This window comes from Mariniphaga sediminis (assembly GCF_003573545.1).
Lineage (GTDB): Bacteria > Bacteroidota > Bacteroidia > Bacteroidales > Prolixibacteraceae > Mariniphaga > Mariniphaga sediminis.
Map to the genome: position 1 here is coordinate 115,263 of NZ_QWET01000009.1, position 24,661 is coordinate 139,923.

Here is a 24,661-nt window from a genome sequence, read left to right on the forward strand (position 1 = left end):
AAATAGTAAATAGTGAATAAAGAATAATATAGTAAACCATTTAAAATTCAAAAAAATGAAAACAAAAGTCTTAGGTTTGATTGCCCTCTTTTTTATGGGTACAGTTACTGTTTTTGCCGGAAACAAAACGGAGAAGTTTAAAGTGAAAGGAAACTGCGGCATGTGCGAAAAGCGTATTGAAAAAGCTGCGATGTCGGTAGATGGAGTCTCAAAAGCTGATTGGGACAAAAAAACGAAAGTGATGGAAGTCTCTTTCGATGATTCAAAGACCGATGTGCACAAAGTTCATATGGCGATTGCCAAAGTAGGTCATGATACCGACATGCACAAAGCAGAAAACGAAGTTTACAACAAACTTCCGGGCTGTTGCAAGTATGATCGTTCAGCAGAAAACGCAGGACATTCACACGAAGGACATCAGCATTAAATTTCAAATTCCGTATGGAAAAGGATTACCGGTTTCGGTAGTCCTTTTTTTTATGCAGACGAAAAATAATTACCTTCACGGATATTTTTATCCGATAATATGGTTACACAAAATAAAAATCTCACCCAGTGGGTCGAAACTTATACCGGGGAGCTTTATTCGTGGGCCTTTCATAAATTGCCGAATGTAGAATTAGCGCAAGACCTGGTACAAGATACTTTTCTGGCAGCAACAGAAAAGATTGAAAGTTTCAAAGGGAAAAGCTCCCCGAAAACCTGGCTATTCAGTATTCTAAACCACAAAATCATTGATTATTACCGTAAAAAGGTAAATCAAACCGTTCCGCATGAAAATAAATCGCTGGCCCGATTCTTTGAACCGGAAGGTTCCTGGAAGGAAAACAGAAGACCCGGGAGATGGTACGATAACGACGAAGAAAACCTACTGGATAATCATGACTTTCGGGCTATACTGAAAAAATATCTATTTACGTTTACACCAACATTAATCCAATGAAAACAAAAATTATTTTTATCACATTGCTTCTAACAACCATCATTTCGGTATCCAAAACCAGAGCACAATCAAATGATAATGTAAAAGGCGGAGACAAACTCGTTGTAGTATGGACCAGCGATGATCCGTATGTAGCTGAAAGGGTGGCGCTCATGTACACACACGCCGCTAAAACTGCCGGATGGTTTAGTGAAGTGACTTTAATCATTTGGGGGCCATCGGCAAAGCTGACATCCGAAAACCTGGAAATTCAGAAAAAGCTGAAAACCATGCAAGAAGACGGTGTAGAAATAAAAGCTTGCATTGTTTGCGCCGATGCTTACGGAGTTACTGAAAACTTGAAAAAGCTGAATTTCGAAGTAAAAGGAATGGGAAAACCACTTTCCGATTATCTGAAAAGCGATGCAAAAGTTTTGACTTTTTAATAAAGCAGAAGCTGTTATCCAGCGTTTTTATACGAAACAATATGGTATGTACAGTTCAGTTTTTCATACAGCCGCAGAAGCATTAAAAAACGCACACCTTCAGGATCCCCGCATTGAATTTGACGGGGCGGATGCCGTCCCGGCAGAATGGCTTTATACACAGCGGCTTTCCGAACGTTTACGGCAAGTCTATCCTGATGCTTCGGAGGCCCTCACAATTGCAGCTTGTTGCCAGCACCTTTACCGTTGGGAAATTCCGCGAAGCGATTATCCCGAAGGACGGACCGGATACCATCAGTGGCGGGATTACCTGAGTGATTATCAATCTGAAAAGGCGGCAGTCATTCTAAAAGAAAGCGGCTACTCCGACGGTTTTATTTCGGAGGTGACTAACATTCTGAAAAAATGGAATATCCGGAGGCTGGAAGAGGCCCAAAAACTTGAAGATGTGGTATGCCTGGTTTTCCTGGAACACTACATGTACGATTTTATGCAGGGGAAACCGGAAGGGCAATTGCTCCGGATCGTTCAAAAAACCTGGAATAAAATGTCGGAACATGCCCATCGTACTGCATTGCAGTTGAACCTGCCCGAGCCAGCCCGTCAGATTATATCGCAGGCGCTGGGGTAAGTAATCGGGTGTTCCTGCTCCACGCCTGAAGCCGGGGTTGCTTTATCCTTAAAAGAATGGTAACACTCCACCTGACTTCCTTTCAGCACGTATCCTGCTTCGTCAACCGGTTAGCAGTTCAGCCACTCCGGATTGCTCTCCGTCAGTCTGATATCTCCTGTTCAGAGCCGCCAACACCATCACAAAAAAATCACAAACAGGTTCCCTCACCATTTAAAAAGTACCATTCCGTTTCCCCATAAACCTTCTCAAGCCTCCCCACGGACTTTTCCCTTCATTATCCAAATATTTCTTTTAATTTCGCACTTTCTTTATATCAATAGATTGAATATTTTATGTGGCTGAAGATTTCGGGCATTATCCTCAGAAATAAAATACTTTTACTCGGTGTACTGGCAGTAATTACCCTGTTTTTAGGGTACCATGCACGTAATGTTGAAATGTCGTACGAATATGCTTCGCTGCTGCCTAAAAAAGATCCGGCATTTGAAGACTACCAGCAATTTGTTAAAATTTTTGGTGAAGAAGGCAACCTTATTATAATTGGGATTCAGGATTCTGCTTTTTTTCAAATCGACCGTTTTAGGGAATGGGAACATCTGTGCGAAGAACTTTCAGAAGTAGAAGGGGTGGAAGATCTTTTGTCGGTTTCAAACGCCTACAATCTTTTGAAGAATACCGGGAAACGCCGGTTTGAAATAAAGGAGCTTTTCCCCGATACGCTCCACACTCAGGAAGAACTCGACAAAAGTGCCGATATATTCAGAAGCCTTCCATTTTACCGGAAGCTGGTTTATAACCCGGAAAACAATACTTATCTGCTGGCCATTACGGTCAACAAAGACAAAATGCAGTCGAAAGAGCGGGAAAAAATGGTAAAGTCTATCCAAAAAATTACCCGGCAATTTGAGGAGGAGCAAGGGGTTGATTTGCATTATTCCGGGTTGCCATACATCCGGGTTGTCAACTCAATCAGGATAAAAAAAGAAATTTACCTGTTTAGTGTGTTGGCCCTTGCCATTTGTATTGTAGTGTTGTTCCTGTTTTTCCGTTCGCTCAAAGCTGTAGTTTTTCCGGTTTTGATTGTTCTGACAGGGGTAGTCTGGTCCATGGGAATGCTGGCATTGTTCGGGTTCAAAATCACGTTGCTTTCGGGCATGATTCCCCCCTTGCTGATTGTGATAGGTATTCCCAACAGCATTTATATGCTGAATAAGTTTCACCACGAATATGTCAGTCACGGCAATAAAATCAAGGCCCTCCAGCGGGTAATCATTAAAATTGGCAACGCTACGTTTCTCACCAACCTGACAACGGCCTCGGGTTTTGCCACGTTTGTTATTGTTAAAAGCGATATCCTGCGGCAATTTGGGGTGGTCGCCTCGCTCAGTATCATGGGACTTTTCGTGTTGTCGTTGTTACTTATTCCAATTATTTTCAGCTTCATCGGCCCTCCTTCTTCCCGCCATGTAAATCATCTGAACAATCGTTTTGTCACCGGAATCATTCGCAAGCTCATCTATATTACCGAACACCGCAGAAAAGCGGTTTATGTGGTGGCGGTTGTCATTTTGGGAATTGGATTCTACGGGATTTCCCTCATAAAAAGCTCCGGCTATATGGTGGATGATATCCCTGAAAGTGACCCGATTTACAAAGACCTGAAATTTTTTGAAACCAACTTCGACGGACTGATGCCGCTGGAAATTATGATTGACACCAAACGGCCCGGCGGAGTTATGCAGCTAAGCACGTTCAATAAAATTGACCACCTCGATAAAAAGTTGGCGGAGTATTCAGAACTTTCGCCCTCTCTTTCTTTATTGAATTTGCTGAAGTTTTCGAAGCAGGCTTTCTACAACGGTCACGAAAAATATTACAGCCTGCCAAACAATCGCGAACAAAGTTTTATTCTGCAGTACGCCTCTTTGGGAGAAAACGATGCAGGAATGCTGCATTCGTTTATTGACAGTGCCAGACAGGTAACGCGAATCAGTATACGGATGAAAGATGTAGGCACCAAACGGATGGAAAATATTTATGCGCGGTTAAATGCCGATATTGATTCCATTTTTACTTCCGATAAATACGATATAACGGTAACCGGGTCGAGCGTGACTACCTTTAAGGGCACGCAGTATTTGCTAAAAAATCTTTTTACAAGTCTGGGACTGGCTATTTTTCTTATCTCCTTTTTTATGGCCGTCATGTTTTCTTCGTGGCGAATGGTCATTATGTCGCTCACTCCCAACGTTATCCCGCTGATATTTACTGCTGCCATCATGGGATTTTCAGGAATTCCCATCAAAGCATCCACCATCCTTGTTTTTAGCATTGCATTTGGAATTTCGGTGGACAATACCATTCACTTTCTGGCCAAATACCGCCAGGAATTAATCGTAACCAACTGGGATATAAGACGCTCGGTAGTACTCGCACTAAAGGAAACCGGTGTGAGCATGCTTTATACATCAGTGGTACTCTTTTTCGGCTTTGGCATTTTTGCGCTGTCGGGATTTGGCGGAACAGTAGCTATGGGAGTGTTGGTATCCCTTACCCTGCTTGTGGCAGTTACTTCCAATTTAATTTTACTGCCTTCGTTGCTCACCGGGCTGGAGAGGTTAACCACTACCCGCTCATTCCAGGAACCACTCCTTCATATTTACGATGAAGAAGAAGATATTGAGCTGGAAGAATTGAAGATAAAAGACAACTATCAAAATGAACAAATCGATGTACCAGATTGAAACGTTGCAAAAAATTATCAACGACGAAATTGCCCGCCGGGCTGAGGTTTTAAGTGCCCGAAACCCTGCGGAACTTTATGCACCTGTTAATTATTCGCTTGGTATGGGCGGGAAAAGGTTACGTCCAGTTTTATTGCTGATGTCTTTCAACCTTTTTTCCGAAGAAATTGAAAATGCGTTGCCGGCAGCATTGGCGGTAGAAGTTTTTCACAACTTTACGCTACTCCACGACGATATTATGGACAAAGCAGAAATGCGCCGGAACAAACCAACCGTCCATGAAAAATTCAGTGAAAACAGTGCGATTCTTTCAGGCGACGCGATGGCGTTTTTATCGTATCAGTATCTGATGGAGTGCCGTTCAAAACAATTGTTTGATGTGGCCGGTTTATTTACCGACACAGCCCTTGCTGTGTGTGAAGGGCAGCAATACGATATGGATTTTGAAAATCGCCTGAATGTTACCGAGGAAGAATACCTTGAAATGATTCGGTTAAAAACCGCAGTATTGCTTGGGTGTAGTCTCAAAGCAGGTGCACTGCTGGCCCATGCAACCGATGAAATGGCCAGTCAGCTTTATGATTTCGGCATCAACTTGGGACTTGCATTCCAGTTGCAGGATGACCTGCTTGACACATTTGGGAACCAGCAATCGTTCGGGAAAAAAATCGGAGGAGATATCCTGGCCAATAAAAAAACTTATCTGCTTGTTAAAGCACTGGAGAAAGCAGCTGAAAATCACAAAACGGAACTTCTCAGGTGGTTGAATATAATGGATTTTAACGCTGAAGAGAAAATCAGTTCAGTAACGGAAATATACCGTCAGCTGGGAATTAAAGAACTGACTGAAGAAAAAATCGATGCCTGTTTCAGTCAGGCTGCTAACATTTTGCACGATTTACCGGTCAACGATTTACGGAAAGAACAACTCAGCAACCTGAGTAAAAACATGCTTGGACGTCGTTTTTAAAATAATTTAAGATTAAAATGTATTTTTTGCCGAAAAAAAACAAAACTTCAATAACTTTGTGCGGCTAAAAAACAGACGGTATCTTTTTACCGCATTTCAAATTCAAAAAACAGATGGATCAAAGCAAAGGAAAAATCATTCAGGTAATAGGCCCTGTGGTTGATGTCAGTTTTGAGAAAGAGGGAAACGATCTTCCCACAATTTACGATGCCCTCGAAGTTATCCGCGAAGGGAAAGACAATCTGATAGTAGAATGTCAGCAACACATTGGAGAAAATACCATCCGGTGTATTGCCATGGATTCTACTGACGGGCTCAAACGCGGGATGGAAGTGCTTCCAACCGGGCAGCCAATCATCATGCCAAAAGGAGAAGAGGCATTGGGAAGGTTGCTGAATGTAACGGGCGATTCCGTTGACGGACTGGAACAACTTCCGAAAAAAGGATTTAAAATTCATAACGACCCCCCAAAATATGAAGATTTACTCACAGAAACAGAGGTACTTTACACCGGGATTAAGGTAATTGACCTGATTGAACCTTATGCAAAAGGAGGGAAAATCGGACTGTTTGGTGGCGCCGGTGTAGGAAAAACCGTGTTAATACAGGAACTGATTAACAATATTGCACTTGCACACAGCGGTCTTTCCGTTTTTGCCGGTGTGGGAGAACGTACCCGTGAAGGGAACGACCTGCTGCGTGAAATGATTGAGGCAAACATTGTGGATTACGGCGATGCCTTCCGTGAATCGATGGAAAAAGGCAGTTGGGATCTGGCAAAAGTGGATCAGGAGAGATTGAAAAAATCGAAACTGGCCATGGTTTTCGGACAGATGAACGAACCTCCGGGCGCCCGTGCACGTGTAGCCCTTTCGGGGTTGGCCATTGCCGAGAGCCTGCGCGACAGTGGCTCCAGTTCAAATGAAGGACGTGACATCCTCTTTTTTATCGACAATGTTTTCCGTTTCACCCAGGCCGGTTCCGAAGTATCTGCGCTTCTCGGTCGAATGCCGTCGGCAGTAGGATACCAACCGACACTGGCCACTGAAATGGGTATTATGCAGGAACGGATTACTTCTACCAAACACGGCTCCATTACATCGGTACAGGCAGTTTATGTGCCAGCCGACGACCTCACAGACCCGGCACCTGCCACCACCTTTGCCCATCTTGATGCCACTACCGTACTGAGTCGTAAAATTGTGGAGCTCGGTATTTACCCCGCCGTGGACCCACTCGATTCTTCTTCCCGTATTCTTACTCCCGAAATTGTTGGGGAAGAACACTATAACTGCGCCCAGAATGTAATCCACCTGCTGCAACGCTACAAAGAGTTGCAGGATATTATTGCCATCCTTGGTATGGATGAACTTTCAGAGGAAGACAAACTGGTGGTACACCGTGCCCGCCGCGCACAGCGGTTCCTTTCACAACCATTCTTTGTGGCATCGCAGTTTACCGGTCTCGAAGGAAAACTGGTTTCCATTGAAGACACCGTGAAAGGTTTTAACATGATATTGAATGGAGAAGTGGATAAATATCCCGAGAATGCTTTTAACCTGGTAGGAACCATTGAAGAAGCCATTGAGAAGGGGGAACGTTTGCTGGCCAACAAGTAATTTAGAATTGTAAACTATGTTTCTCGAAATCATTACACCCGAAAAAAAGATATACGAAGGCGAAGTGAAACGCGTCAGGTTGCCGGGAAGTAAGGGTTTGTTCGAAATGCTGAAAAATCATGCCCCCCTCATCTCTACGCTTCGGAAAGGAACCATACGGGTTATTGACGAAAACGACCGCAGGCACACCTTCGAAGTAACCGGGGGAGTGGTTGAAAATAAAGACAACAACGTGATTGTTTTAGCAGAATCAGATTGAGAATAAAGTACCTGGCAATACGGTTCAGCTCCATTGGCGACATTGTGCTCACCACACCGGTGGTGCGCTGCCTGAAACAGCAGGTTGAAGGCGCAGAAATTCATTTTGTAACCAAAAAAGTATACGCCCCACTGGTTTCTTCCAACCCGTATATCGATAAAGTGCATGTACTTTCCGAAAATATGGGCGAGCTGATTGAACAGTTACAGGAAGAACAGTTTGATTACATTGTAGATCTTCACCACAACTTGCGCAGCAGCAAAATAAAAAGGAAACTAAATATTCCGTCTTTCACCTTTAAAAAGCTGAATATTGAAAAATACCTTCTTGTAAACTTTAAAATCAACAGGCTTCCTCAAAAGCACATTGTAGACCGTTACCTGGAAACACTTTCTGTTTTCGATGTAAAAAACGACGGGAAAGGACTTGATTTTTTCATTCCGGAAGAGGAAGATTCCGGTACAAAAGAACTACCGCCTTCCTTTCAAAACGGATTTGTTGCTTTTGCCATTGCCGGAACATGGGCAACTAAAAAACTCCCGGTCAGCAAGGTGGTGGAAATTTGTAACAACATTGATTTCCCCGTAGTACTGCTGGGGGGCGAAGGAGAAAAAGAAGAAGCAGAAGAGATTCTGAAACAGTCTAAAGGCAATGTGGTGAGCCTTGCCGGCGCAATCAGCCTGAATCAATCGGCCAGTCTGGTACGCGATGCCCGTGTGGTGTTAACCAATGATACCGGGTTGATGCACATTGCTGCTGCTTTCAGAAAAAAAATTCTTTCTTTTTGGGGAAATACCGCCCCTGATTTTGGAATGACTCCCTACCTCGCGCACCCCGCCTCGGAAATGATGGAAAAAACAGGGCTCAGGTGCCGGCCCTGCTCTAAACTGGGATACCGGAAATGCCCAAAAAAACATTTCCGCTGCATGATGGAACAGGACTCGGAAAAGGCTGTAAAATGGATAAACCAGCAATTTACAAATTAAGCGGGGATTAAACTTTTTTGTTAAAATCCGGTATCGCCTTTTATTCGTTTTGTTCTGTTTCAACCTTTTGGTTATCTTGTCCCAAGTCCAAAGCAAAAAACATGAAAACAGATAAATACTGTTTGATAACAGGAGCAAGCAGCGGTCTGGGAAAAGAAATGGCCAAAGAATGCGGGCAACGGGGAAGAAACCTGTTGCTCACATCGCTTCCCGGAGAAAACATGAAAGAGTTGGGGAAGGAATTGGCGCATGAATTTGGAGTGGATGTAAAAACCTTTGAAGCCGACCTCACCAAAACAGAAGAGATAAAAAAGCTGGCGTCCACTATTTCAGAAAAATATGAAATAGATATGCTCATTAACAATGCCGGCCTTGGAGGGGCAAAACTTTTTCTGGATGCTTCACCCGAATATATTGGAGAGATTGTATTGCTGAACACTTATGCCCTGGTTCTGCTCACCCGGCTGTTGTTACCCAACTTAAAAAGACAAGAAAAGGCTTATATACTAAACATTGCCAGTATGGCATCGTTTAGTCCCATGCCCTATAAAACCGTTTATCCGGCCTCCAAGGCTTTTGTTTATTCATTCTCCAGAGGGTTAGGTGCCGAGTTAAAAGGCACCGGTGTTTCGGTGAGTGTAGCACACCCCGCCGGGATGAAAACAAATGCAGAAGTTACCCGCCGTATCGAAAAACACAACTGGCTTATTCAGACAACAACCCTCACTTCCCAAAAGGTAGCTCAAATTTGTATTGAAAGGCTTTTAAAAAGAAGGAAACTGATTATTCCCGGTTTCTTTAATAAAGTGAGCTGGCTACTACTGAAAGTTGCACCTGTCTGGTTACGGCTTTCCCTCATGCGCCGTTCGTTAAAAAAAGAGATTAAACAAAAAAGATTCAATCTAAAGACTGAAAATGAATAAAAAAGTGCTTGTTACGGGAGCAAACGGACTATTGGGCTCCCACGTAGTGCGTGAGCTTTTAAAAAGAGATTATCAGGTGCGGGTACTGGTACGTCCCGGAAGTGACCTAAGGGCATTGACAAATTTAAAGGTCGATTTTTTTAACGGCCAAATAACGCAAAAAGAGGATATAGAAAAAGCGGTAAAGGGGTGTAGTTATATTGTACATTCTGCTGCCAGGACTTCCCCCAAACCATCCGCGCTGGAAGCTTACAAAAAAGTAAATATAGACAGCACGCAATTCATTTTTGAAGCAGGTAAGAGGCATGGAATAGAACGGTTGGTATTTGTAAGTACTGCCAATTGTTTTGGAAATGGAACAAAAGCAAATCCGGGAAGCGAAAAGCATCCATTTTTGCCCTGGCTGAAAGATTCGGGTTATGCTTACAGCAAATACCTGGCGCAACAATGGGTTCTGAAAGAAACAAAAGCCGGGAGTATGGATGCTGTGGTTGTTAACCCTACTTTTATTATTGGTTCCACTCCCGGGAGTAGAAGCAGCGGACAAATATTTTCACACATTCTGAATAAAAAAATAGCCTTTTATCCTCCCGGCGGGAAAAACTTTGTGGAGGCCGAGGCTGCTGCCACCGGAGTAGTAAATGCCCTGGAGAAAGGAATAACCGGGGAATGTTATTTACTGGCTGGTGAAAATCTTTCGTACCGGGAATTTTTTCACCTTACGGCACATGTGGCCGGCCAACGTTCCATTTTAATTCCAATCCCCGCTTTTTTACTGATGATGCTCGGCCATTGGGGCGACTTCTCTGAAAAAGTATTACGAAGGCCGATCCAACTAACCTCTGCCAATGCCCGGATGCTTTGTCTGGGAAATTATTTCACTCCGAAAAAAGCAATAGAAGAACTGGAATTGCCAATGGTTCCGGCAAAGAAAGCGATAGAAAAAGCTATTCAATAATATTTTCCCGGTAAGCATGGCACAGGAGTTTGTGTCTGCAAATGTTCTGTTTAACTGTTTATGGAGCACCTTGAAAGTTCGGTGGAGTAGTCTGTTTTCAGATACATTTTCCATCAACATTTTTATGCCTTATCAGGCCGATTTTACTCTTTGGTTTAGCCAAAAAGATAAACAGAAACCCCAAGGCTGCGTTCGCTTCACTCGGAAAAGCTACCTGATGCGGGCTGTGTCAAAATTCCGTCAGTCGGGCTAATTCGAAACATTGAAAAAACGCAAAGGTTAATTTTGACATGATTCTTTTTGGTTCGTTTTTCTCATCTGGGAGAAAAATGAAGTGGGGATTGGGGCAAAGCCCCAAACGAGTGGATAACCAGTCTGTTGCTATAGATAAGATTTTTACATCGAACTCATGTTGTTTTGTGAAATGTAATCACTCCTTCAAAGTTAGTTTTGAAAAGACTTTGGGTGAAGTAAAAGTCAACCTTGGCCCGGAAATTCCTTCCGGGTACTATGTCATAGGTTCAAGTTGGAGCGGAGCGTAAGTCCCAATTATTATTTCGGGGAAGAAAAAAAGTTAAATGAATATTGAAAGTTAAGCACAATTACTTTTTACTCCACCGGATTTTTATACTGCCCCCTGTTTATCGCCATATAATATTTAGAAAATTTTCCTAAATCTCCGGTACCCGTCATCAGAATTTACCATAAGCCACTGAAAAGCCAAGGGATTCGCCCGAACTCTCAAAACCGGATACCCGGTTGTCAGACAACCTGTAAGCAGCCAAAAGCGACACTCTCATAAATGAAGTTATATTCATCCAAAGCCGGCTTTCCAGTTCAAGATAGGGGCCAACCTGATCCTTAACCGCGACCTCTTGCAGGTAGCTAATTCCCCCGGAAACACCGGCAGACAAAAAAATCAGCTTTTGCGGTTTGAGCAGCGCCTGGACACAGAGACCGCCATAACTGAAATCGTAGAACCGGTTTTCATAAGAAAAAGAATAGGGAGTGGCATAAAAAACACCTCCTGCAGAAAGCCGCTGCTTATGCAGAAAAGCCAATGTTCCGCCATTCATTCTCACCGGTTCCCCGCCCAAAGCGGTTTGTCTGAAATCAACCGACAGGTAAAACCCTTTGTCTGTCCGGGAAACCAGACCATCGTTGGCTAAAGAAACAGGTTCCTGCCCTGCCACCGGGAAAAACATTCCCAATGCCAGAAGCAGAAACCCTATCTGTTTTCCTGTTTTCATTTCGTTTTAGCTATTCTCAGATTGAACAAGATAAAGGGAACGCTTTCTTCCAAAAATTTTCTGAACCCTGATCTTTATCTTTTCGGCAACGAGGTACACTACGGGTACTACTATGAGGGTAAGCAACATCGAGCTACTCATGCCTCCAATCAGCACCCATCCCAAACCGCTTTTCCATTCACTGCCAGCACCGTGTGACAAGGCAATCGGTAACATCCCTACCACCGTTGAAACGGCCGTCATAAGTATGGGACGTAACCTGAGCTTTACTGCTGTAACCAAAGCTTCTGTCAGTTCTTTCCCCTCCTTTCTCAGAGAGTTTGTAAAATCGACTACGAGTATCGCGTTTTTTGTTACCAACCCGACTAAAATAATAATGCCCAGTATACTAAAGATACTCAGTGACTGTTGCGAAAGGGCCAGCGCATACAACGCCCCGATAATGGAAAGCGGAATGGAGAATAACACCACAAAAGGATGCAGGTAGCTTTCGTACAGTGCCACCATAATTAAATAGACCAGAATGATGGCAATTAGAAGCGCCATTCCAAGGCTGCCGAATGCATCGCCCTGGTATTTCAATTCGCCATAAGGCACATAGGTTACGCCCTGCGGAAAATCTGTCTCGTTGAGCAAAACAAAAATGTCGTTGCCAATATCGCCTGCCGCCCTTCCCAAAGCCTGCGATTCCAGGGTAATAGAAGAAATTCGCCCAAAGCGTTCCAACTTCGAGGTACCACTCTCTTCAGTAATGTCAGCAAACTGCTTCAGCTTAACCGTCTGTCCGTAATTATTCAGGAATGAAAGATTCTCCACATCTTTGACCGACTGGCGGTTAAACGCATCAAGGCGGATATTGATGTCGTATTCGTAATCACCGATCTGGAATTTGCTATCGGTATTTCCACTAAATGATGTTTGAATGGTGCCCCCTGCCACTTCGGGAGACACCCCAAGCCGGGCCATCTTATCTTTGTCGATTTTTATCACCACTTCGGGAGAGCCCCCTTCAATGCTCAGTTTTACATTATTTGTGCCCGGAATCTGACCAATTTTTTGCCGCATTTTTTCTGCAAAATCATAGAGCGTGTCTGTATTGGCCCCCTGAAAAACTATTTGAATGGGAGCTTCATCCGTACTTCCAATCATACTTAACACTGCCGAACGGGCCTTTACATCAGGGAATGTTTCGTTGATTTCGCGCTCCAGTCTCTTCACAAAAAGAGACGATGACACATCACGCCGGGTTTTATCTACCAGCTTAATATTAATTTCCGATTGGTAATTTCCACTTTGCGCCACCAGCATGCCCGAAGTACTACCTACTGAAGTATAAATATTTGTCACTTCCGGCTTTTGACTGATGATCTCTTCAATTTTCCGCGTAACATTACTGTTCTGTTTGAGTGTATAGTCCCTGGGATACTCTAACGTAACCAGGCATTCACCCATATCTCCCACATTCATAAATTCATTGCCGATAAAACCACCTGCGGGCAACATGAGCGAACTGATAAACAACAGGGATGCGGTGCCAAGTGTGATAAACTTATGCCGCAACGACCAGTTAAGCAATTGCAAAATAACACGGGAAAAAGCATCAATACCTTTTTCAAAAACCGTGATAATTCTGCCCCATAGCGCTTTTCGGTTCAACTTTTCAAGTTTTGAAAACCGGGAGGTGAGCAGCGGAACGACGGTAAACGCAACCAGCAAACTCAGTAAAACCGTAATTACAATTACCATGGCAAAAGGAGCTATAATGGGGGAAATAATACTTTCGGACAAAGCAACCGGAAGGAATACCACAATAAGCACCAGCGTAATGGAAACCACACTCAACCCGATTTCTTTCACGCCGTCAATTGTCGCCTGCCAACGATTTTTCCCCATCTCGAGATGTCGGTAAATATTCTCAAGTATTACAATAGCATCATCAACCAGCGTCCCGATAACCAGCGACATAGCGAGCAGGGTCATCAGGTTGAGGGTGTAACCTAACAGGCTCATACCGATAAAAGAGGCGATTAAAGACAATGGTACGGCAATCATTACAATAATGGCATTGCGCCCGCTGTGAAGAAAAAAGAACATAATTATTGTAACCAGGATGATGGCAAGCAACAGATCGAATCCTACCGACCGGGCAGCATCAAGAATAATTTGTGAACCATCCTGCGGAACGGTAAATTTAAGCTGAATGCCGGCGTATTGATCTTCGAGCTTCACGGTTTCCGCTTTTACGGCATCGCAAACCGTTACAGCATTCACATCGTCCTGCTTTTTTATCTGCAATCCAACCGACTGGACTCCATTTACCCGGTAAATAGTTGCAGCATCTTTCTCGGTATCGGTTACCTCAGCAATATCTTTCAACTTCACCATGGAACCATCGGGCATTTGCGAAACCACCAGATTGGCAATATCAGACACATGTGTATATTTTGCCGACATCCGGAGCAAAGTCTGACGATCTGTATTTTTGATTTTCCCCGCCGGAAAATCGGTATTCGAGGCGTGTATGGCCTGCACCACCTGCAGTATAGACAGATTGTTATTATCCAGCTTATTATGATCGATATTAACCTGAATTTCCCGTTCCGTTTCGCCCAAAATATTTATTTCACCCACTCCCTCTGTTTTTGCCAGCGCCGGAATAATCTGGTAGTTCAACTCATCATACAGTTTTGCCGCCGGCAAATTAGCACTGACACTCAGGGTAATGATGGGCAAATCGCTTACAGAGAATTTTGAAACAGAAGGCTCAAGCACCTGCGGCGGAAGCAAACTTCTTACCGATTGCACTTTTCGTACGGCTTCATTTACCACCGCCTCTACATCCGCCTTTAGCTTTAGCTCAATGAAAACCACGGAAACCCCTTCCTGCGATATGGAGCGAATCGTTTCCACGTTAGAAAGACCCGAAACGGCCTCTTCTATTCGTTTGGTCACACTGTTTTCCACTTCAGTCGGCCCGGCGCCCGGATAAACCGTAGAAACCGTAAAAACCGGAGAACTAAATTCGGGTAACAGTTCGTAATTCAGCGAGGTAAAACTCATAACTCCCAGAAACACCAGTATGGTGAACACAACTACCACCAGCGTGGGTCGTTTTATGGCTAATTCAGATACATTCATCGTCTTCTTTTTACTGATTTAAAACAGATACCTTTGTTCCGTTCTGAAGGTTAATCTGACCTGAAAGAACCAGTGTCTCATCAGGTGAAAGCCCTTCAGTAATCAGAGCTTCGGTTTCGTTCAATGAAACTGCTTCCACTTTCCGGGAAACAACCACATCGCCCTGAAGCAGGTAAATTACTGCATCGTTAATACTTCCTTCGATACATTTCCGTGGAATGACCACCCCTTCACCGGCTTGCATAATTTTAAACCCGGCTGTTCCGTCAAGGCCATCGCGAAACCGGCTGTCATTTTCTTTTAGATCGATTTCAACTTCGTACCTGCCCGATAAATCAGGAGTTATGTTCATACTTTTTACTTCGCCTGTAAATAGTTTATCGGGGATAATATCCAGACTGACTGTGGCCTCCTGCCCTTTATTAATGTGCCGGATATCGTTTTCGGCCACTTTCACCACAAAAACCATTTTATTTTTTTTGAGTAATGAAAACACCTGCACCGAAGGCAGCAGGTTATCGCCGGTTTCAACAAAACGTTTAATAATTATTCCGTCTGCCGGAGACTTTATTTCCGTATTCTCCAGTTGCTTTTTCAGGGTGGTAAAATTTGTGAGAGCGTTCCGGTAATTCAGCTTCGAGTTTTCCAGTTGCTGCTCGGTAACCGCATTTCCCCCTGCCAGATTTTTGTAACGCGCTAAATCCTTTTCTGCATTCTCCAAGGTTAGCCGGGCTAATTCAAACTGACTCTCAATAACTTCGCGTTCTACCCGGAGCAGTGTTTGCCCGGCAGAAACCCGCTCCCCGGGCTCACCCGTTACATAGGTTATTCTGCCCGACGTTTCCGACAGAATCGTAATTTCACCATCTGAGCGAACCACCCCGTTCTCCTGCATTGATTGTATCGATTTACGAATCTCCGGGGAAACCACCTCTACCGGAATTACGGAGCTGTATTCGCTCATGGCCTTCAACTCATTGTCTGATTGTTTTTTATTACTGAATAATTTATAAACCAGCAGCGCCACAATGGCAAGAGTTGCCAGGATTGTTACATACTTTCCAATTGTTTTCATAGCTATTATTATTTTATTGCTTTAAAAGTTTAGAATTTCACCTCTTGATTTTTTTAGGCCCAGCTCGGCATTCTTCCATTGCAACAAGGCATTGTCGTAAGACAAATGGGCCTCTGTCAGGCTGTTTTGCACCCGGAGCAATTCCACAAGCGATATGGTTTGTTCCTGGTAAGCCTGAAGGTTTACTCTGTAGTTTTCTTCTGCTATACCAATGTTTTGTCTTTGCCTGATTACCGCCTGCCAACTGTCTTCATATTGCTGTTTTGCATCAGCAAACTCTTTCCTGAAAAACTGAAGGGTATTGTTCCGGGTATTTTGCAACTGCATTAAAGTAATATCGTTTTGCTTGATTTTTGCCTGCTTTTCAAACCCGCTAAAAACCGGAATGGACAAACTCAATCCAACAAAACCAACCTTAAAAAACTTGTCACTCCCCCCCTTAAAAAAATCGAACTGGTTGCGCTGTCCCTGGTAATAATACTGGGCAAAACCGGAAAGTGTAGGCTGATAGGCCTGCTTATTCATACTTTTAGACAATCCCACTACCTCCATTTGTTTTTCAAGATGTTTCAGTTCGGTACGGTTGCCCCAATCGGGTAAATACAAATCCGCCTGTTCATTCGAAAAAGCTAAGGAGTCAGTCAGTACCACCTCACTGTCGGGGTCCATTCCGGTGAGGTATTTCAAAAGACGAATCTGCTGGTCGTAAAGCCGTGAAAGCTGCTCTACTTCGGTGCGAAGATTATTTTGGTCTACCAGCACCTGTTCATGATCCACTTTCCGGATTACTCCATTCTGTTGCTGCAATCCGGTAATCTTAAGCAGCTGTTCCATACTTTCCAGAGTTACAGACAAGTGGTTGGTCTGCTGCCAGGTGGCCAGACACAAATAATAAACCTGAGAAATGCTGTAAGCCGTTTCCTCCTGCTTTTGCCTCATGGTGAGGCCTTCCAGATCTGTTTTCTGACGAGCCAGCTTTAACGAGGTGTAATAACTCCGGTTGTACAACAACTGGGTAGCGCGGAAACCGGAACCCCAATCGAGTTTCGTCCCAAATTCAACCGGAATGTCGCCCTCCTGTCCAAAAATCTCACCGGGAACCACAAGTTTGGGTAGGGCGAAGTAATAGTTAAAATTACTGTAGGCCTCCACCTGCGGGTAAAGCCGGCTCTGTTGTTCCTTTTGCCAACTTTCTGATTTTTGCCTTTCAAGTCCGGCATTTTGGATTTCCATGTTTCTTTCCAATCCAACTTGTACCGCCTCCTGCAACGACAACCTGCGGGGTTGTGCTGTTGCAACCGAAAGGGCAGAAAGAAATAAAATACATGCTGTTTTCAATTTCTGTTTCATTGTTTTCATGCCATTATAATTGTCATTTGTTCAGTTATTTAATTATTCTTCGATCATTTAGATTCCGTTCAATACAACCCGTTTATCCTTTTTTATGCAAGTCGCATTCGGAATCATTCTTCTGTCGTTTTTTATTGTTAATATGGTTCTTTTCATTTTTTTAAACCGAACGTCCGGTCTGTATTGATTCAATAGATAAACCGAACATTCGGTTTGCTTTCATTTAAAAAAATTTATGCCTTTATTTCATTGTAAAAACCATCCCAAAGCTCCAGCATTTTGGGACCCAATTGTTTGACCCGGCCTTCCTGGATCAGGTGCAGTCCTATCCCGTCATTCGAATAAACAAACATACAGGCTATCTGATCATCGGTCATTACCGTATCAAGTTCGCCGCTGGCCCTTCCCCGGGCTACGGCCTCTGCCCATGCTGTCAGTTCCAGTACATGAAGCTCTTCAACCTTCAGATTAAAATCAGGGATTATATGTATTGCATCAAAAGCTATAGTGAGATAGTTTATATCGTCTTCATCGTTTGTATCTTCCAACAGTTTTTTTAGCGCCATAAATTCATTCATTATATATTCGACATAATCATGATAGAATCCATAAAATGATTTCCTGTCAAATCTTTCGTATTCAACCGCTGCCATTTTAAGATAATATGTATTGATGATTTCGCTAAAAAGATCTTGCTTGCTGGGGAAATAATGGTAAAAAGCCCCTTTGGAAAGCCCTGTTTTCTGGACAATCTCTTTCATGGTTACTTCTTTGAAACTTTTTTGCAAAAAAAGTTTCAAAGCTGTTTTCATAATATGTTCCTTTGTTGTATTCATAAACCGACCGTTTGGTCTGCAAATATAAAAATTAATTTTACAGCACTGCAAATAATTTAATTTTTTTTGTTTTCTGTTAAAAAAAGTTTTCTAAAAAGATATATACTCCGGTCAGCTGGCCATCTTTCCGCGCATCAACATGTTTACGGCATCTTCGAGTGAGCCTGCACGGGTTACCTTTCCTGAGTTGACAAAGAAAATTTCGTCGGCATTGGCAATGGTATTGAGGCGATGCGCTATGATGACCTTGGTAGTAGAGGCCGGGAGCTTTTGCAAAATTTTGTCCAGCAGTTTTTCAGTTATGGTGTCAATATTGGCAGTAGCCTCATCAAGAATGAGCAGATCGGGCTGGCGAAGTACAATGCGCATAAAAGCGATAAGCTGTTTTTGTCCCAGGCTAATGCCATCACCCGTATCGTCAACTTTTGTATCCAATCCGCGGTCAAACCGTTCCAGTAGTTTTTCCAGCCCGGTGTCACGAAAAACCTGGGCCAGTTTCTTGTTACTGTATTCCCTGTATGCTTCATTTCCATACAAAATATTGTCTCTAACGGTACCGCTAAAGAGGAAAGGTTCCTGCAGAATAAACCCGATTTTTTTTACGCGCTCTTCATGCGGGTAGGACTGAATATCGCAGCCGTTGAGCAATATAGTACCTTTGGAGGGATCGTAAATACGAGCTATCAGGGAAGCAGTGGTTGTTTTTCCTCCGCCTGTAGGTCCGACAAAGGCATATGTTTTTCCCCTTTCCAGTTCAAAACTTATACGGTGCAGAACTTCCGTGCCGTTAGGGTATGAAAATGAAACATCTTTAAAAGCGAGCAATGATGAAGAAGTTACACTTTCCCGATCTGCAACAACGGGCATATTATTCTCCAGAGTCAGAATTTTCCGGATGCGGTCCCAGGCAGCAAGCGCCAACTGGAAATTGGCCCACAACGAGGCAAGTTGGCGCAACGGGTTATAAAAACTGGTAACATAAGCGATAAAGCTGATTAAAAGCCCGATGGTAAAACTTCCCTGGGTAATCAGGTAAATGCCAAAGGCGAGTACTATGAGCTGCCCCATATTGGACAAAAAGGTGTAAACAGGCATAAACAGATTGTTGGCCACACCCGCTTTAACAGAAGTTGAATAATTATAGCGGTTCACTTCTGCAAACCTCTTTCTGAAGTAGTCGCGCCGGTCGAAGGCCACAATCACCTTAAAGTTGCTCAGGCTTTCCTGCACTTCAGAACTGAGATTCCCGGTACTTTTTAAACTTTCCGCATTTCTCTTCTTTACCCAGGGGGATACAAAATGTGTAAAAATCCAGATAATAATAGCCGGGGAAAGCGTTGCCGCCCCCAGGGGCAAATGGATAGACAGCAAAAAAATTCCGGCTCCAATCATTATCAGGATTGAACGCATAAACTGCATCAACGACTGAGAAAAAAACTGGTTTATATTTTCGGTGTCGTTATTGATACGTGAAATCAGATCGCCGGCTTTATTCTGATTGAAAAAGTCGTAGGGCAATTCCTGAAGTTTATTAAAAACAGCATTCCGCAAGGCAAACAGGATATGCTGCCCCACAGTGCCCATCAGCTTGGTTTGCAGGTAGCCGGCACCCACCGCAACGATATACATAATCAGCAAAATTCCACTAAACAGAAGGACACCATCAAATTGTTTTGCCCGTATATATGTGTCGATTGTATGACCGATGATGATGGGTCCGGCGAGAGTGAGTAAAGCAGTAATCAACATGGCACTAAATGCGGTCCACAACATTTTTTTCTCTTCCACCAGGTGTACCACCAGACTTTTTAACGATGCAAAAGTGGATCGTTTCTTTGCTTTATTTTCTGTTTCGAAATTAAGATTGTAATTCATAGTGACTGGTACTCTGTTGAGAATTATAAATCTGGATGTATTCCGGACAGGTAGCCAGTAATGTTTCGTGGCTACCTGTTTCAATCACTTCGCCCTCCATCAGCATAATAATCTGGTCAAAATTTTTGACAGGTGCAATCTTCTGAGTCACAGAAACGAGTGTCAAATCAGGATAATTATTCAACACATTATGCAGTATCTTTTGTTCGGTTTGCTGGTCGACGCGCGCCGTAAAATCATCCAGCAACAATATTTTCGGGTTGAGTGCCAACGCCCTGGCCAGCATAATTCGCTGTTTTTGCCCTCCTGAAAGGCTGGTGCCCCTCTCCGATACAATAGTATCCAACTTTTGCGGCAAGGACTGAACAAACCCTTTTAGTTCAGCTGTTTCAATGGCTTTTGCCAGCGATTCATCGGTTACGGTATTGCTGAAAGCAATATTTTCGCGCAGGCTCAGGTTAAACAGCACACTGTCCTGAAACACAAACCCAATCTGTTGATGAAAAGACTCTTTCTGAAAATCCTGACTATATATTCCTTCAAACTCAATGGTTCCTGAGTCAGGTTTTATGAGCCCGGTAAGCAGGTAGAGCAGCTGGCTTTTCCCGGCTGCTGTTGGTCCTATGATGGCTGTTCGCGAACCTGCTTTTACTGCAAACGAAACATCTTTCAGCACCGGTTTATCATCATACAAAACAGTCACGTTTCTTACCTCTATATTCCCTTGCAGCGGAGTAGTGTCCGTTCCTGTTCCCGGGGTTTCAGGCTTCTTCAGAACCTGATCAATCCGTTCATATGAGGCAGAAGCCCGGGCAATGGTATTGCTCATGAAACCGATTACAATAATGGGAAAGACCAACATAGAAACATAACTGTTAAAAGCAGCAAAATCACCCAACGACAAACTCCCGTTGATAACAAAATGCCCCCCCAGCGCCAAAATCGTAAGAGTGGCCAGGTTAGCCACAAAAGTGATAATCGGAATCAGTGTAGCAAACAAAGTGAGAATAGAAATCCCCAGCTTCTTCGCTTCCGTATTAGTTGCCAGAAATTTTCCGTATTCCAGTTGCTGAGAATTAATGACCCTTATAATAGCAGCCCCCAAAATACTTTCGTTTATCACCTGGTTGAGACGATCAATAATTTCCCGGCTCTTTTTAAACAAAACCCGAACTTTTCGCAACACAAAATAAAATGCGAACCCAATTACCGGAATCATCAAAATAACAGACAAAGCCAGTCTCCAGTTGATGAGGAGCATAAGGACACAGGTGCCAATAATCATGAACACCGATGAAATAATGGAAGCCACCGCCTGGGCAACAAACATTTTTACCGAATCTATATCTGAAGTCAGGTTCGTCAACAATTTCGACGGGTTCGACTCCCGGATAAAAGAAAAGCTTTGGCGCGATATTTTATCAGAAAGTTTTTTCCGAAGATCAAAAGCAACCCGCTCTGAAGCATACGTTTGAATAATCGCCTGCAGGTAGCTAAAAAGAAAAATACCTGCAGAAACCAAAACAAATGCAACTACAACGTTTTTCAACACAAACTGACCATCCGTATAAGCGTCGATACCGTAGGAAATGATTTTGGGAATGATGAGGTTCGCCCCGTTTCCCAACAAAGCAAAAACCACCAGCAACACAATCATGGACATATAGGGTTTCAATAAGGCCAGTAACCCCGATTTTGTTTTTCCGGAAGTGGTTTTTTGCTTGTTTCTCGTGTCTTCCATTGTCCTGTTTTCCTCTAAAACTTTTGTTCTGCAAAGAAAAATGTAAAAAATGAACTTTGCATGGATTTATCGGCGAATGTAAGAATGATTCCTTATAACCAATAAATTTTAATGGCCGGATTATCGATTCAAAAACATCTGAATCTGAAATTCAATCCGGCATTAATAACAAGTTTTCAGGAAAAAAGTTATCTGCTTTTATGCTGCGTGTTTGAAATAGAAAATAGTGAATCAGGCGAATGATACATTTTTTTCATTCGCCTGATTCAAAATCCTTATTTTTAAAATTTCCCAAATTTGAATGTCAATCCGGCGTGCACGCCACGCAATGCATCTTTTTTTGTGTGAGGCAATTGAACATCCGAAGTATACCGGTAGCTCAATGTAGCAGCCGTTCGGAAAAACCGTGCCAGGTTAAACTCAAGTTCCACTGCAGGTTCTATAACAAAAATCAAATCGTGTTCAATATAGTCGGTTCTCCAGTGAGGATGTTCCGGGATACCGTAATTGTAGTTTTCTATGAGTGCAACACCACCTATTCCGAAAAGGATGGGAAATGACACATGAACAGGTTTCAACCCTCCCACAATAGGCTCAATAAAAATACCTCCATAGCCGCCGGTTAATGCATAGTTTTGGATTTCATCCTCCATAAGATCATCGAGGTTGCTTATGAACCCGTAGCCTGCCAGTCCAAGGGCTGTGGAATGATTAAAAATTAAAGCTGCACGGCCTCCTGTAACCAGTGCATCCTCACCGCCAATCTGTGAATAGCCTACCGAAAACGCACCATAAAAACCCAGGCTTTTCTGGTCTGAAAAAAGGGTCTCAATTTCATGTCCGCGTTCATCCTCCTGTGCGGAAGAAATAAAATTAATTGCCAGTAAAGACAAAAGTAAAATCATAAATTTTTTCATCGTATCCTTAATTTTGTCGAATAATATCTCCTGAACCCGAAATATGAGTCTCTATGCTGGGAGAACCACTATAAAAAACATTACCACTCCCGGATATTGCCGCTTTTAAGTAATGGCTTACCTGAATCCAAATATCTCCTGACCCGGAAATGGTTGCGTCACAATCATGAAGGTCAAGATCCCAGGCGTCCATTTCGCCTGAACCACTCAACAAAAAGTCAGCAACTTCAGCCTCCCCGGAAATTGTAAGGGCGCCCGAGCCGGAAATCACAGCATCTACAGAAGCCGCCTCAACATAGGTTTCAATGGTTCCCGAGCCGGAGATAACTGCATCAAAATGTTCGGCGGTAAAATAGCCCGTTGAAATGGTACCTGAACCGCTTTGTGTTATCCCTTCCAGGTAGGGGGTTGTAACGTAAACTTCCATCGGCAAACGGTTGTTCAGACTATGCAGGCCGGAAGTGTAAATTCGAAGAGTGTTATTTTTCACGTGGGTTTCGATGTACTGAAGAAGATTTGATTCGGCATTGACCACAACCTCAAATTCATCTCCTTTTGTAATATGAACATCGAAAGCACCTTCCGACTTAACCTTTTCGAAATCAGGGGTAATTCTCCCTTCGGTGGCTGCTATCCCGTTCCCCCTGATTATTAAATCATCTACGCAGCCGGTTACCGCAAAAAAGGTAACTGTACTAAAAATTAATAGTTTAATTGTTTTCATCTCATATTGTTTTAATTTTTCATGGTACTCAATGGAATTTACCACAGTGGATAGCAGTTTTTCTCCCATGGTTCCTTTCATGGCTTCAAAGCAAAATGTTTCCGTTTAAATTGTTTCTGTTTTAGTGACAGCTATTTTTTAAAAGGGTTGCACGAAAAATAAAAAAATGCTCTTTCTATTTTGAGAATATATTGATTTCGCCTGAGTTGGCATTTATAAAAAGCTTTTTCATACTGTCATCCTTCTTGTTGAAAAACCCGGAAAGCTTTACCTTACCTTCCTTTTCATCCAGTGTTTCTTTTTCTTCAATCTCAATTTCACGATCGGTGTTCACCTCTGATTTGGTATGGGTAATTTCGAATCCAAAATCAGTTTCAGGATGAAACCAAAGATTAATATCTGTAGATTTTGATTCGATAAATATGTTGGTGAAGTCCGAAGCCGTTTTTTCAATATCCAAATCGCCGTATTCAGCTCTTAACGTTAACCGGTCGTTTAATTCATTCAGCCTGAAATTGGAGAAACTACCCCGTGCTTCCACCATATCGGCAAGCCGGATTCTATATTTGTCGCGACGGGAATCAGCATAAAGTTCATTTATTTCGAGTATCTCAAAAGACGATGATTTTCCGGTTATCCGTAACGATTTTGCTTTTTTAATGTACAGGTCGCTGTAGTTACAATTAAAGCGTGCGTTTTTTATTTCATTGATGGTTGCATCGGCAAAATTGAGCGTGATGTTTGTCCTGCCTGAAAAGTCATGCGATTTCAGGTTTCCGTTCGAAAGGTCTATCTCAACTTCGCCCTGGTAATCGCCGATAAAAATATCTCCAAATTTGTTTTCCACTTTCAGTGTATTCGTTTTTGGCAATTTCACCAAATAGTCGATCTCCATATTACCACCTCCCGCCTGAAGCAATGTTTCCTTAAACCGCAAAAATTCTTTTTCCATGGTGCTGCTGTTTTCCCCCACTTCAGTACGGATTATCAGAAAATGCTGACTATTGGTAAATTCGAAATCAATCTTGTCCATCGATTTTTCGAGCTTCGACTGCTTTTTCTCTTCCACCCTCACTCTAATTTCAACAACCACCGAATCTTTTTCCCAGGTTTTTAACTCGATTTTACCGTATTTATTGGAAATTTCTATTCTCGTTTCCGGGCTAACCCGAAATCGTTTGGAAATTTCTTTGGTTTCGGTAAACTGGGCAAACAGCGAAACAGGTACCAACCAGCCCAAAACCAAAAGACCCACTCCAATTTTAAGTTGTTTCATTATTTTTACCTTTCCTAT

General features: G+C 43.0%; 22 protein-coding genes. 12 read left to right on the forward strand and 10 right to left on the reverse strand.

Annotation, left to right across the window (positions count from 1 at the left end):
* The first annotated feature begins 55 nt into the window (after nucleotides 1-55).
* The 12 genes from D1164_RS13545 to D1164_RS13605 all read left to right on the forward strand — a co-directional run bounded on the left by D1164_RS13545 (nucleotide 56) and on the right by D1164_RS13605 (nucleotide 11,003).
* The gene (locus tag D1164_RS13545) at nucleotides 56-427 is read left to right on the forward strand and encodes a heavy-metal-associated domain-containing protein (protein WP_119350533.1); all 372 of its coding nucleotides are present in this window, start codon (nucleotides 56-58) and stop codon (nucleotides 425-427) included.
* Between the two features lie 99 nt (nucleotides 428-526).
* Nucleotides 527-943: a sigma-70 family RNA polymerase sigma factor gene (locus D1164_RS13550; RefSeq protein ID WP_119350534.1), complete on the forward strand. Its 417-nt coding sequence runs from the start codon at nucleotides 527-529 to the stop codon at nucleotides 941-943.
* Complete coding sequence (locus tag D1164_RS13555; RefSeq protein ID WP_119350535.1) at nucleotides 940-1,368, forward strand: DsrE family protein; 429 nt, start codon at nucleotides 940-942, stop codon at nucleotides 1,366-1,368. The genes D1164_RS13550 and D1164_RS13555 overlap by 4 nt, the downstream gene beginning before the upstream one ends.
* Nucleotides 1,369-1,414: 46 nt before the next feature.
* Nucleotides 1,415-1,999 carry a DUF4202 domain-containing protein gene (locus D1164_RS13560; protein ID WP_119350536.1) on the forward strand — a complete coding sequence of 195 codons (585 nt, stop codon included), beginning with the start codon at nucleotides 1,415-1,417 and terminating at the stop codon, nucleotides 1,997-1,999.
* A gap of 335 nt (nucleotides 2,000-2,334) precedes the next feature.
* A complete protein-coding gene (locus D1164_RS13565) occupies nucleotides 2,335-4,746 on the forward strand; it encodes an efflux RND transporter permease subunit (RefSeq protein ID WP_119350537.1) in 2,412 nt (803 codons plus the stop codon).
* Nucleotides 4,721-5,716 (forward strand): polyprenyl synthetase family protein, encoded by a 996-nt coding sequence (locus D1164_RS13570; protein ID WP_119350538.1) that lies wholly within the window; start codon nucleotides 4,721-4,723, stop codon nucleotides 5,714-5,716. The genes D1164_RS13565 and D1164_RS13570 overlap by 26 nt, the downstream gene beginning before the upstream one ends.
* A gap of 113 nt (nucleotides 5,717-5,829) precedes the next feature.
* Nucleotides 5,830-7,335, forward strand: a complete 1,506-nt coding sequence (gene atpD / locus D1164_RS13575) for a F0F1 ATP synthase subunit beta (RefSeq protein WP_119350539.1) — start codon at nucleotides 5,830-5,832, stop codon at nucleotides 7,333-7,335.
* A gap of 16 nt (nucleotides 7,336-7,351) precedes the next feature.
* Nucleotides 7,352-7,594 carry an ATP synthase F1 subunit epsilon gene (gene atpC, locus D1164_RS13580; RefSeq protein WP_119350540.1) on the forward strand — a complete coding sequence of 81 codons (243 nt, stop codon included), beginning with the start codon at nucleotides 7,352-7,354 and terminating at the stop codon, nucleotides 7,592-7,594.
* A complete protein-coding gene (locus D1164_RS13585; RefSeq protein ID WP_206611008.1) occupies nucleotides 7,591-8,580 on the forward strand; it encodes a glycosyltransferase family 9 protein in 990 nt (329 codons plus the stop codon). Before atpC ends, D1164_RS13585 begins: the two co-directional genes overlap by 4 nt.
* 101 nt (nucleotides 8,581-8,681) lie before the next feature.
* On the forward strand, nucleotides 8,682-9,503 hold the full coding sequence (locus tag D1164_RS13590; RefSeq protein ID WP_119350541.1) for an SDR family NAD(P)-dependent oxidoreductase: 822 nt from the start codon (nucleotides 8,682-8,684) through the stop codon (nucleotides 9,501-9,503).
* Nucleotides 9,496-10,461, forward strand: coding sequence for an NAD-dependent epimerase/dehydratase family protein (locus D1164_RS13595; protein WP_119350542.1), 966 nt, complete (start codon nucleotides 9,496-9,498; stop codon nucleotides 10,459-10,461). The genes D1164_RS13590 and D1164_RS13595 overlap by 8 nt, the downstream gene beginning before the upstream one ends.
* A 329-nt stretch (nucleotides 10,462-10,790) precedes the next feature.
* Entirely contained in the window at nucleotides 10,791-11,003 is a 213-nt protein-coding gene (locus D1164_RS13605; protein ID WP_119350544.1) for a hypothetical protein, read from the forward strand.
* A 150-nt stretch (nucleotides 11,004-11,153) separates the two neighbouring features.
* On the opposite strand, the gene D1164_RS13610 is transcribed toward D1164_RS13605, so the two are convergent.
* The 10 genes from D1164_RS13610 to D1164_RS13655 all read right to left on the reverse strand — a co-directional run bounded on the left by D1164_RS13610 (nucleotide 11,154) and on the right by D1164_RS13655 (nucleotide 24,643).
* Nucleotides 11,154-11,711 (reverse strand): hypothetical protein, encoded by a 558-nt coding sequence (locus D1164_RS13610; RefSeq protein WP_119350545.1) that lies wholly within the window; start codon nucleotides 11,709-11,711, stop codon nucleotides 11,154-11,156.
* 6 nt (nucleotides 11,712-11,717) lie between these two features.
* Complete coding sequence (locus D1164_RS13615; protein ID WP_119350546.1) at nucleotides 11,718-14,849, reverse strand: efflux RND transporter permease subunit; 3,132 nt, start codon at nucleotides 14,847-14,849, stop codon at nucleotides 11,718-11,720.
* Between the two features lie 10 nt (nucleotides 14,850-14,859).
* Complete coding sequence (locus D1164_RS13620; protein ID WP_119350547.1) at nucleotides 14,860-15,924, reverse strand: efflux RND transporter periplasmic adaptor subunit; 1,065 nt, start codon at nucleotides 15,922-15,924, stop codon at nucleotides 14,860-14,862.
* Between the two features lie 21 nt (nucleotides 15,925-15,945).
* Nucleotides 15,946-17,274, reverse strand: a complete 1,329-nt coding sequence (locus tag D1164_RS13625) for a TolC family protein (protein WP_172594455.1) — start codon at nucleotides 17,272-17,274, stop codon at nucleotides 15,946-15,948.
* Nucleotides 17,275-17,507: 233 nt separating this feature from the next.
* Nucleotides 17,508-18,110: a TetR/AcrR family transcriptional regulator gene (locus tag D1164_RS13630; protein ID WP_119350549.1), complete on the reverse strand. Its 603-nt coding sequence runs from the start codon at nucleotides 18,108-18,110 to the stop codon at nucleotides 17,508-17,510.
* 111 nt (nucleotides 18,111-18,221) lie between these two features.
* Nucleotides 18,222-19,985, reverse strand: a complete 1,764-nt coding sequence (locus tag D1164_RS13635) for an ABC transporter ATP-binding protein (RefSeq protein ID WP_119350550.1) — start codon at nucleotides 19,983-19,985, stop codon at nucleotides 18,222-18,224.
* Nucleotides 19,969-21,726, reverse strand: coding sequence for an ABC transporter ATP-binding protein (locus D1164_RS13640; protein WP_119350551.1), 1,758 nt, complete (start codon nucleotides 21,724-21,726; stop codon nucleotides 19,969-19,971). Before D1164_RS13640 ends, D1164_RS13635 begins: the two co-directional genes overlap by 17 nt.
* 281 nt (nucleotides 21,727-22,007) lie before the next feature.
* A complete protein-coding gene (locus tag D1164_RS13645; RefSeq protein ID WP_119350552.1) occupies nucleotides 22,008-22,643 on the reverse strand; it encodes a hypothetical protein in 636 nt (211 codons plus the stop codon).
* Between the two features lie 7 nt (nucleotides 22,644-22,650).
* Nucleotides 22,651-23,367, reverse strand: coding sequence for a head GIN domain-containing protein (locus D1164_RS13650; RefSeq protein ID WP_172594456.1), 717 nt, complete (start codon nucleotides 23,365-23,367; stop codon nucleotides 22,651-22,653).
* A gap of 175 nt (nucleotides 23,368-23,542) precedes the next feature.
* The gene (locus D1164_RS13655) at nucleotides 23,543-24,643 is read right to left on the reverse strand and encodes a DUF4097 family beta strand repeat-containing protein (RefSeq protein ID WP_119350554.1); all 1,101 of its coding nucleotides are present in this window, start codon (nucleotides 24,641-24,643) and stop codon (nucleotides 23,543-23,545) included.
* Between the last annotated feature and the right edge of the window lie 18 nt (nucleotides 24,644-24,661).

Bases quoted from the DNA above. Each gene is read 5' to 3' on its own strand.
- D1164_RS13545 (WP_119350533.1), top strand. From the start codon at position 56: ATGAAAACAAAAGTCTTAGGTTTGATTGCCCTCTTTTTTATGGGTACA.
- D1164_RS13550 (WP_119350534.1), top strand. From the start codon at position 527: ATGGTTACACAAAATAAAAATCTCACCCAGTGGGTCGAAACTTATACC.
- D1164_RS13555 (WP_119350535.1), top strand. From the start codon at position 940: ATGAAAACAAAAATTATTTTTATCACATTGCTTCTAACAACCATCATT.
- D1164_RS13560 (WP_119350536.1), top strand. From the start codon at position 1,415: ATGTACAGTTCAGTTTTTCATACAGCCGCAGAAGCATTAAAAAACGCA.
- D1164_RS13565 (WP_119350537.1), top strand. From the start codon at position 2,335: ATGTGGCTGAAGATTTCGGGCATTATCCTCAGAAATAAAATACTTTTA.
- D1164_RS13570 (WP_119350538.1), top strand. From the start codon at position 4,721: ATGAACAAATCGATGTACCAGATTGAAACGTTGCAAAAAATTATCAAC.
- atpD (WP_119350539.1), top strand. From the start codon at position 5,830: ATGGATCAAAGCAAAGGAAAAATCATTCAGGTAATAGGCCCTGTGGTT.
- atpC (WP_119350540.1), top strand. From the start codon at position 7,352: ATGTTTCTCGAAATCATTACACCCGAAAAAAAGATATACGAAGGCGAA.
- D1164_RS13590 (WP_119350541.1), top strand. From the start codon at position 8,682: ATGAAAACAGATAAATACTGTTTGATAACAGGAGCAAGCAGCGGTCTG.
- D1164_RS13595 (WP_119350542.1), top strand. From the start codon at position 9,496: ATGAATAAAAAAGTGCTTGTTACGGGAGCAAACGGACTATTGGGCTCC.
- D1164_RS13605 (WP_119350544.1), top strand. From the start codon at position 10,791: ATGAAGTGGGGATTGGGGCAAAGCCCCAAACGAGTGGATAACCAGTCT.
- D1164_RS13610 (WP_119350545.1), bottom strand. From the start codon at position 11,711: ATGAAAACAGGAAAACAGATAGGGTTTCTGCTTCTGGCATTGGGAATG.
- D1164_RS13615 (WP_119350546.1), bottom strand. From the start codon at position 14,849: ATGAATGTATCTGAATTAGCCATAAAACGACCCACGCTGGTGGTAGTT.
- D1164_RS13620 (WP_119350547.1), bottom strand. From the start codon at position 15,924: ATGAAAACAATTGGAAAGTATGTAACAATCCTGGCAACTCTTGCCATT.
- D1164_RS13625 (WP_172594455.1), bottom strand. From the start codon at position 17,274: ATGAAACAGAAATTGAAAACAGCATGTATTTTATTTCTTTCTGCCCTT.
- D1164_RS13630 (WP_119350549.1), bottom strand. From the start codon at position 18,110: ATGAATACAACAAAGGAACATATTATGAAAACAGCTTTGAAACTTTTT.
- D1164_RS13635 (WP_119350550.1), bottom strand. From the start codon at position 19,985: ATGAATTACAATCTTAATTTCGAAACAGAAAATAAAGCAAAGAAACGA.
- D1164_RS13640 (WP_119350551.1), bottom strand. From the start codon at position 21,726: ATGGAAGACACGAGAAACAAGCAAAAAACCACTTCCGGAAAAACAAAA.
- D1164_RS13645 (WP_119350552.1), bottom strand. From the start codon at position 22,643: ATGAAAAAATTTATGATTTTACTTTTGTCTTTACTGGCAATTAATTTT.
- D1164_RS13650 (WP_172594456.1), bottom strand. From the start codon at position 23,367: ATGAAAACAATTAAACTATTAATTTTTAGTACAGTTACCTTTTTTGCG.
- D1164_RS13655 (WP_119350554.1), bottom strand. From the start codon at position 24,643: ATGAAACAACTTAAAATTGGAGTGGGTCTTTTGGTTTTGGGCTGGTTG.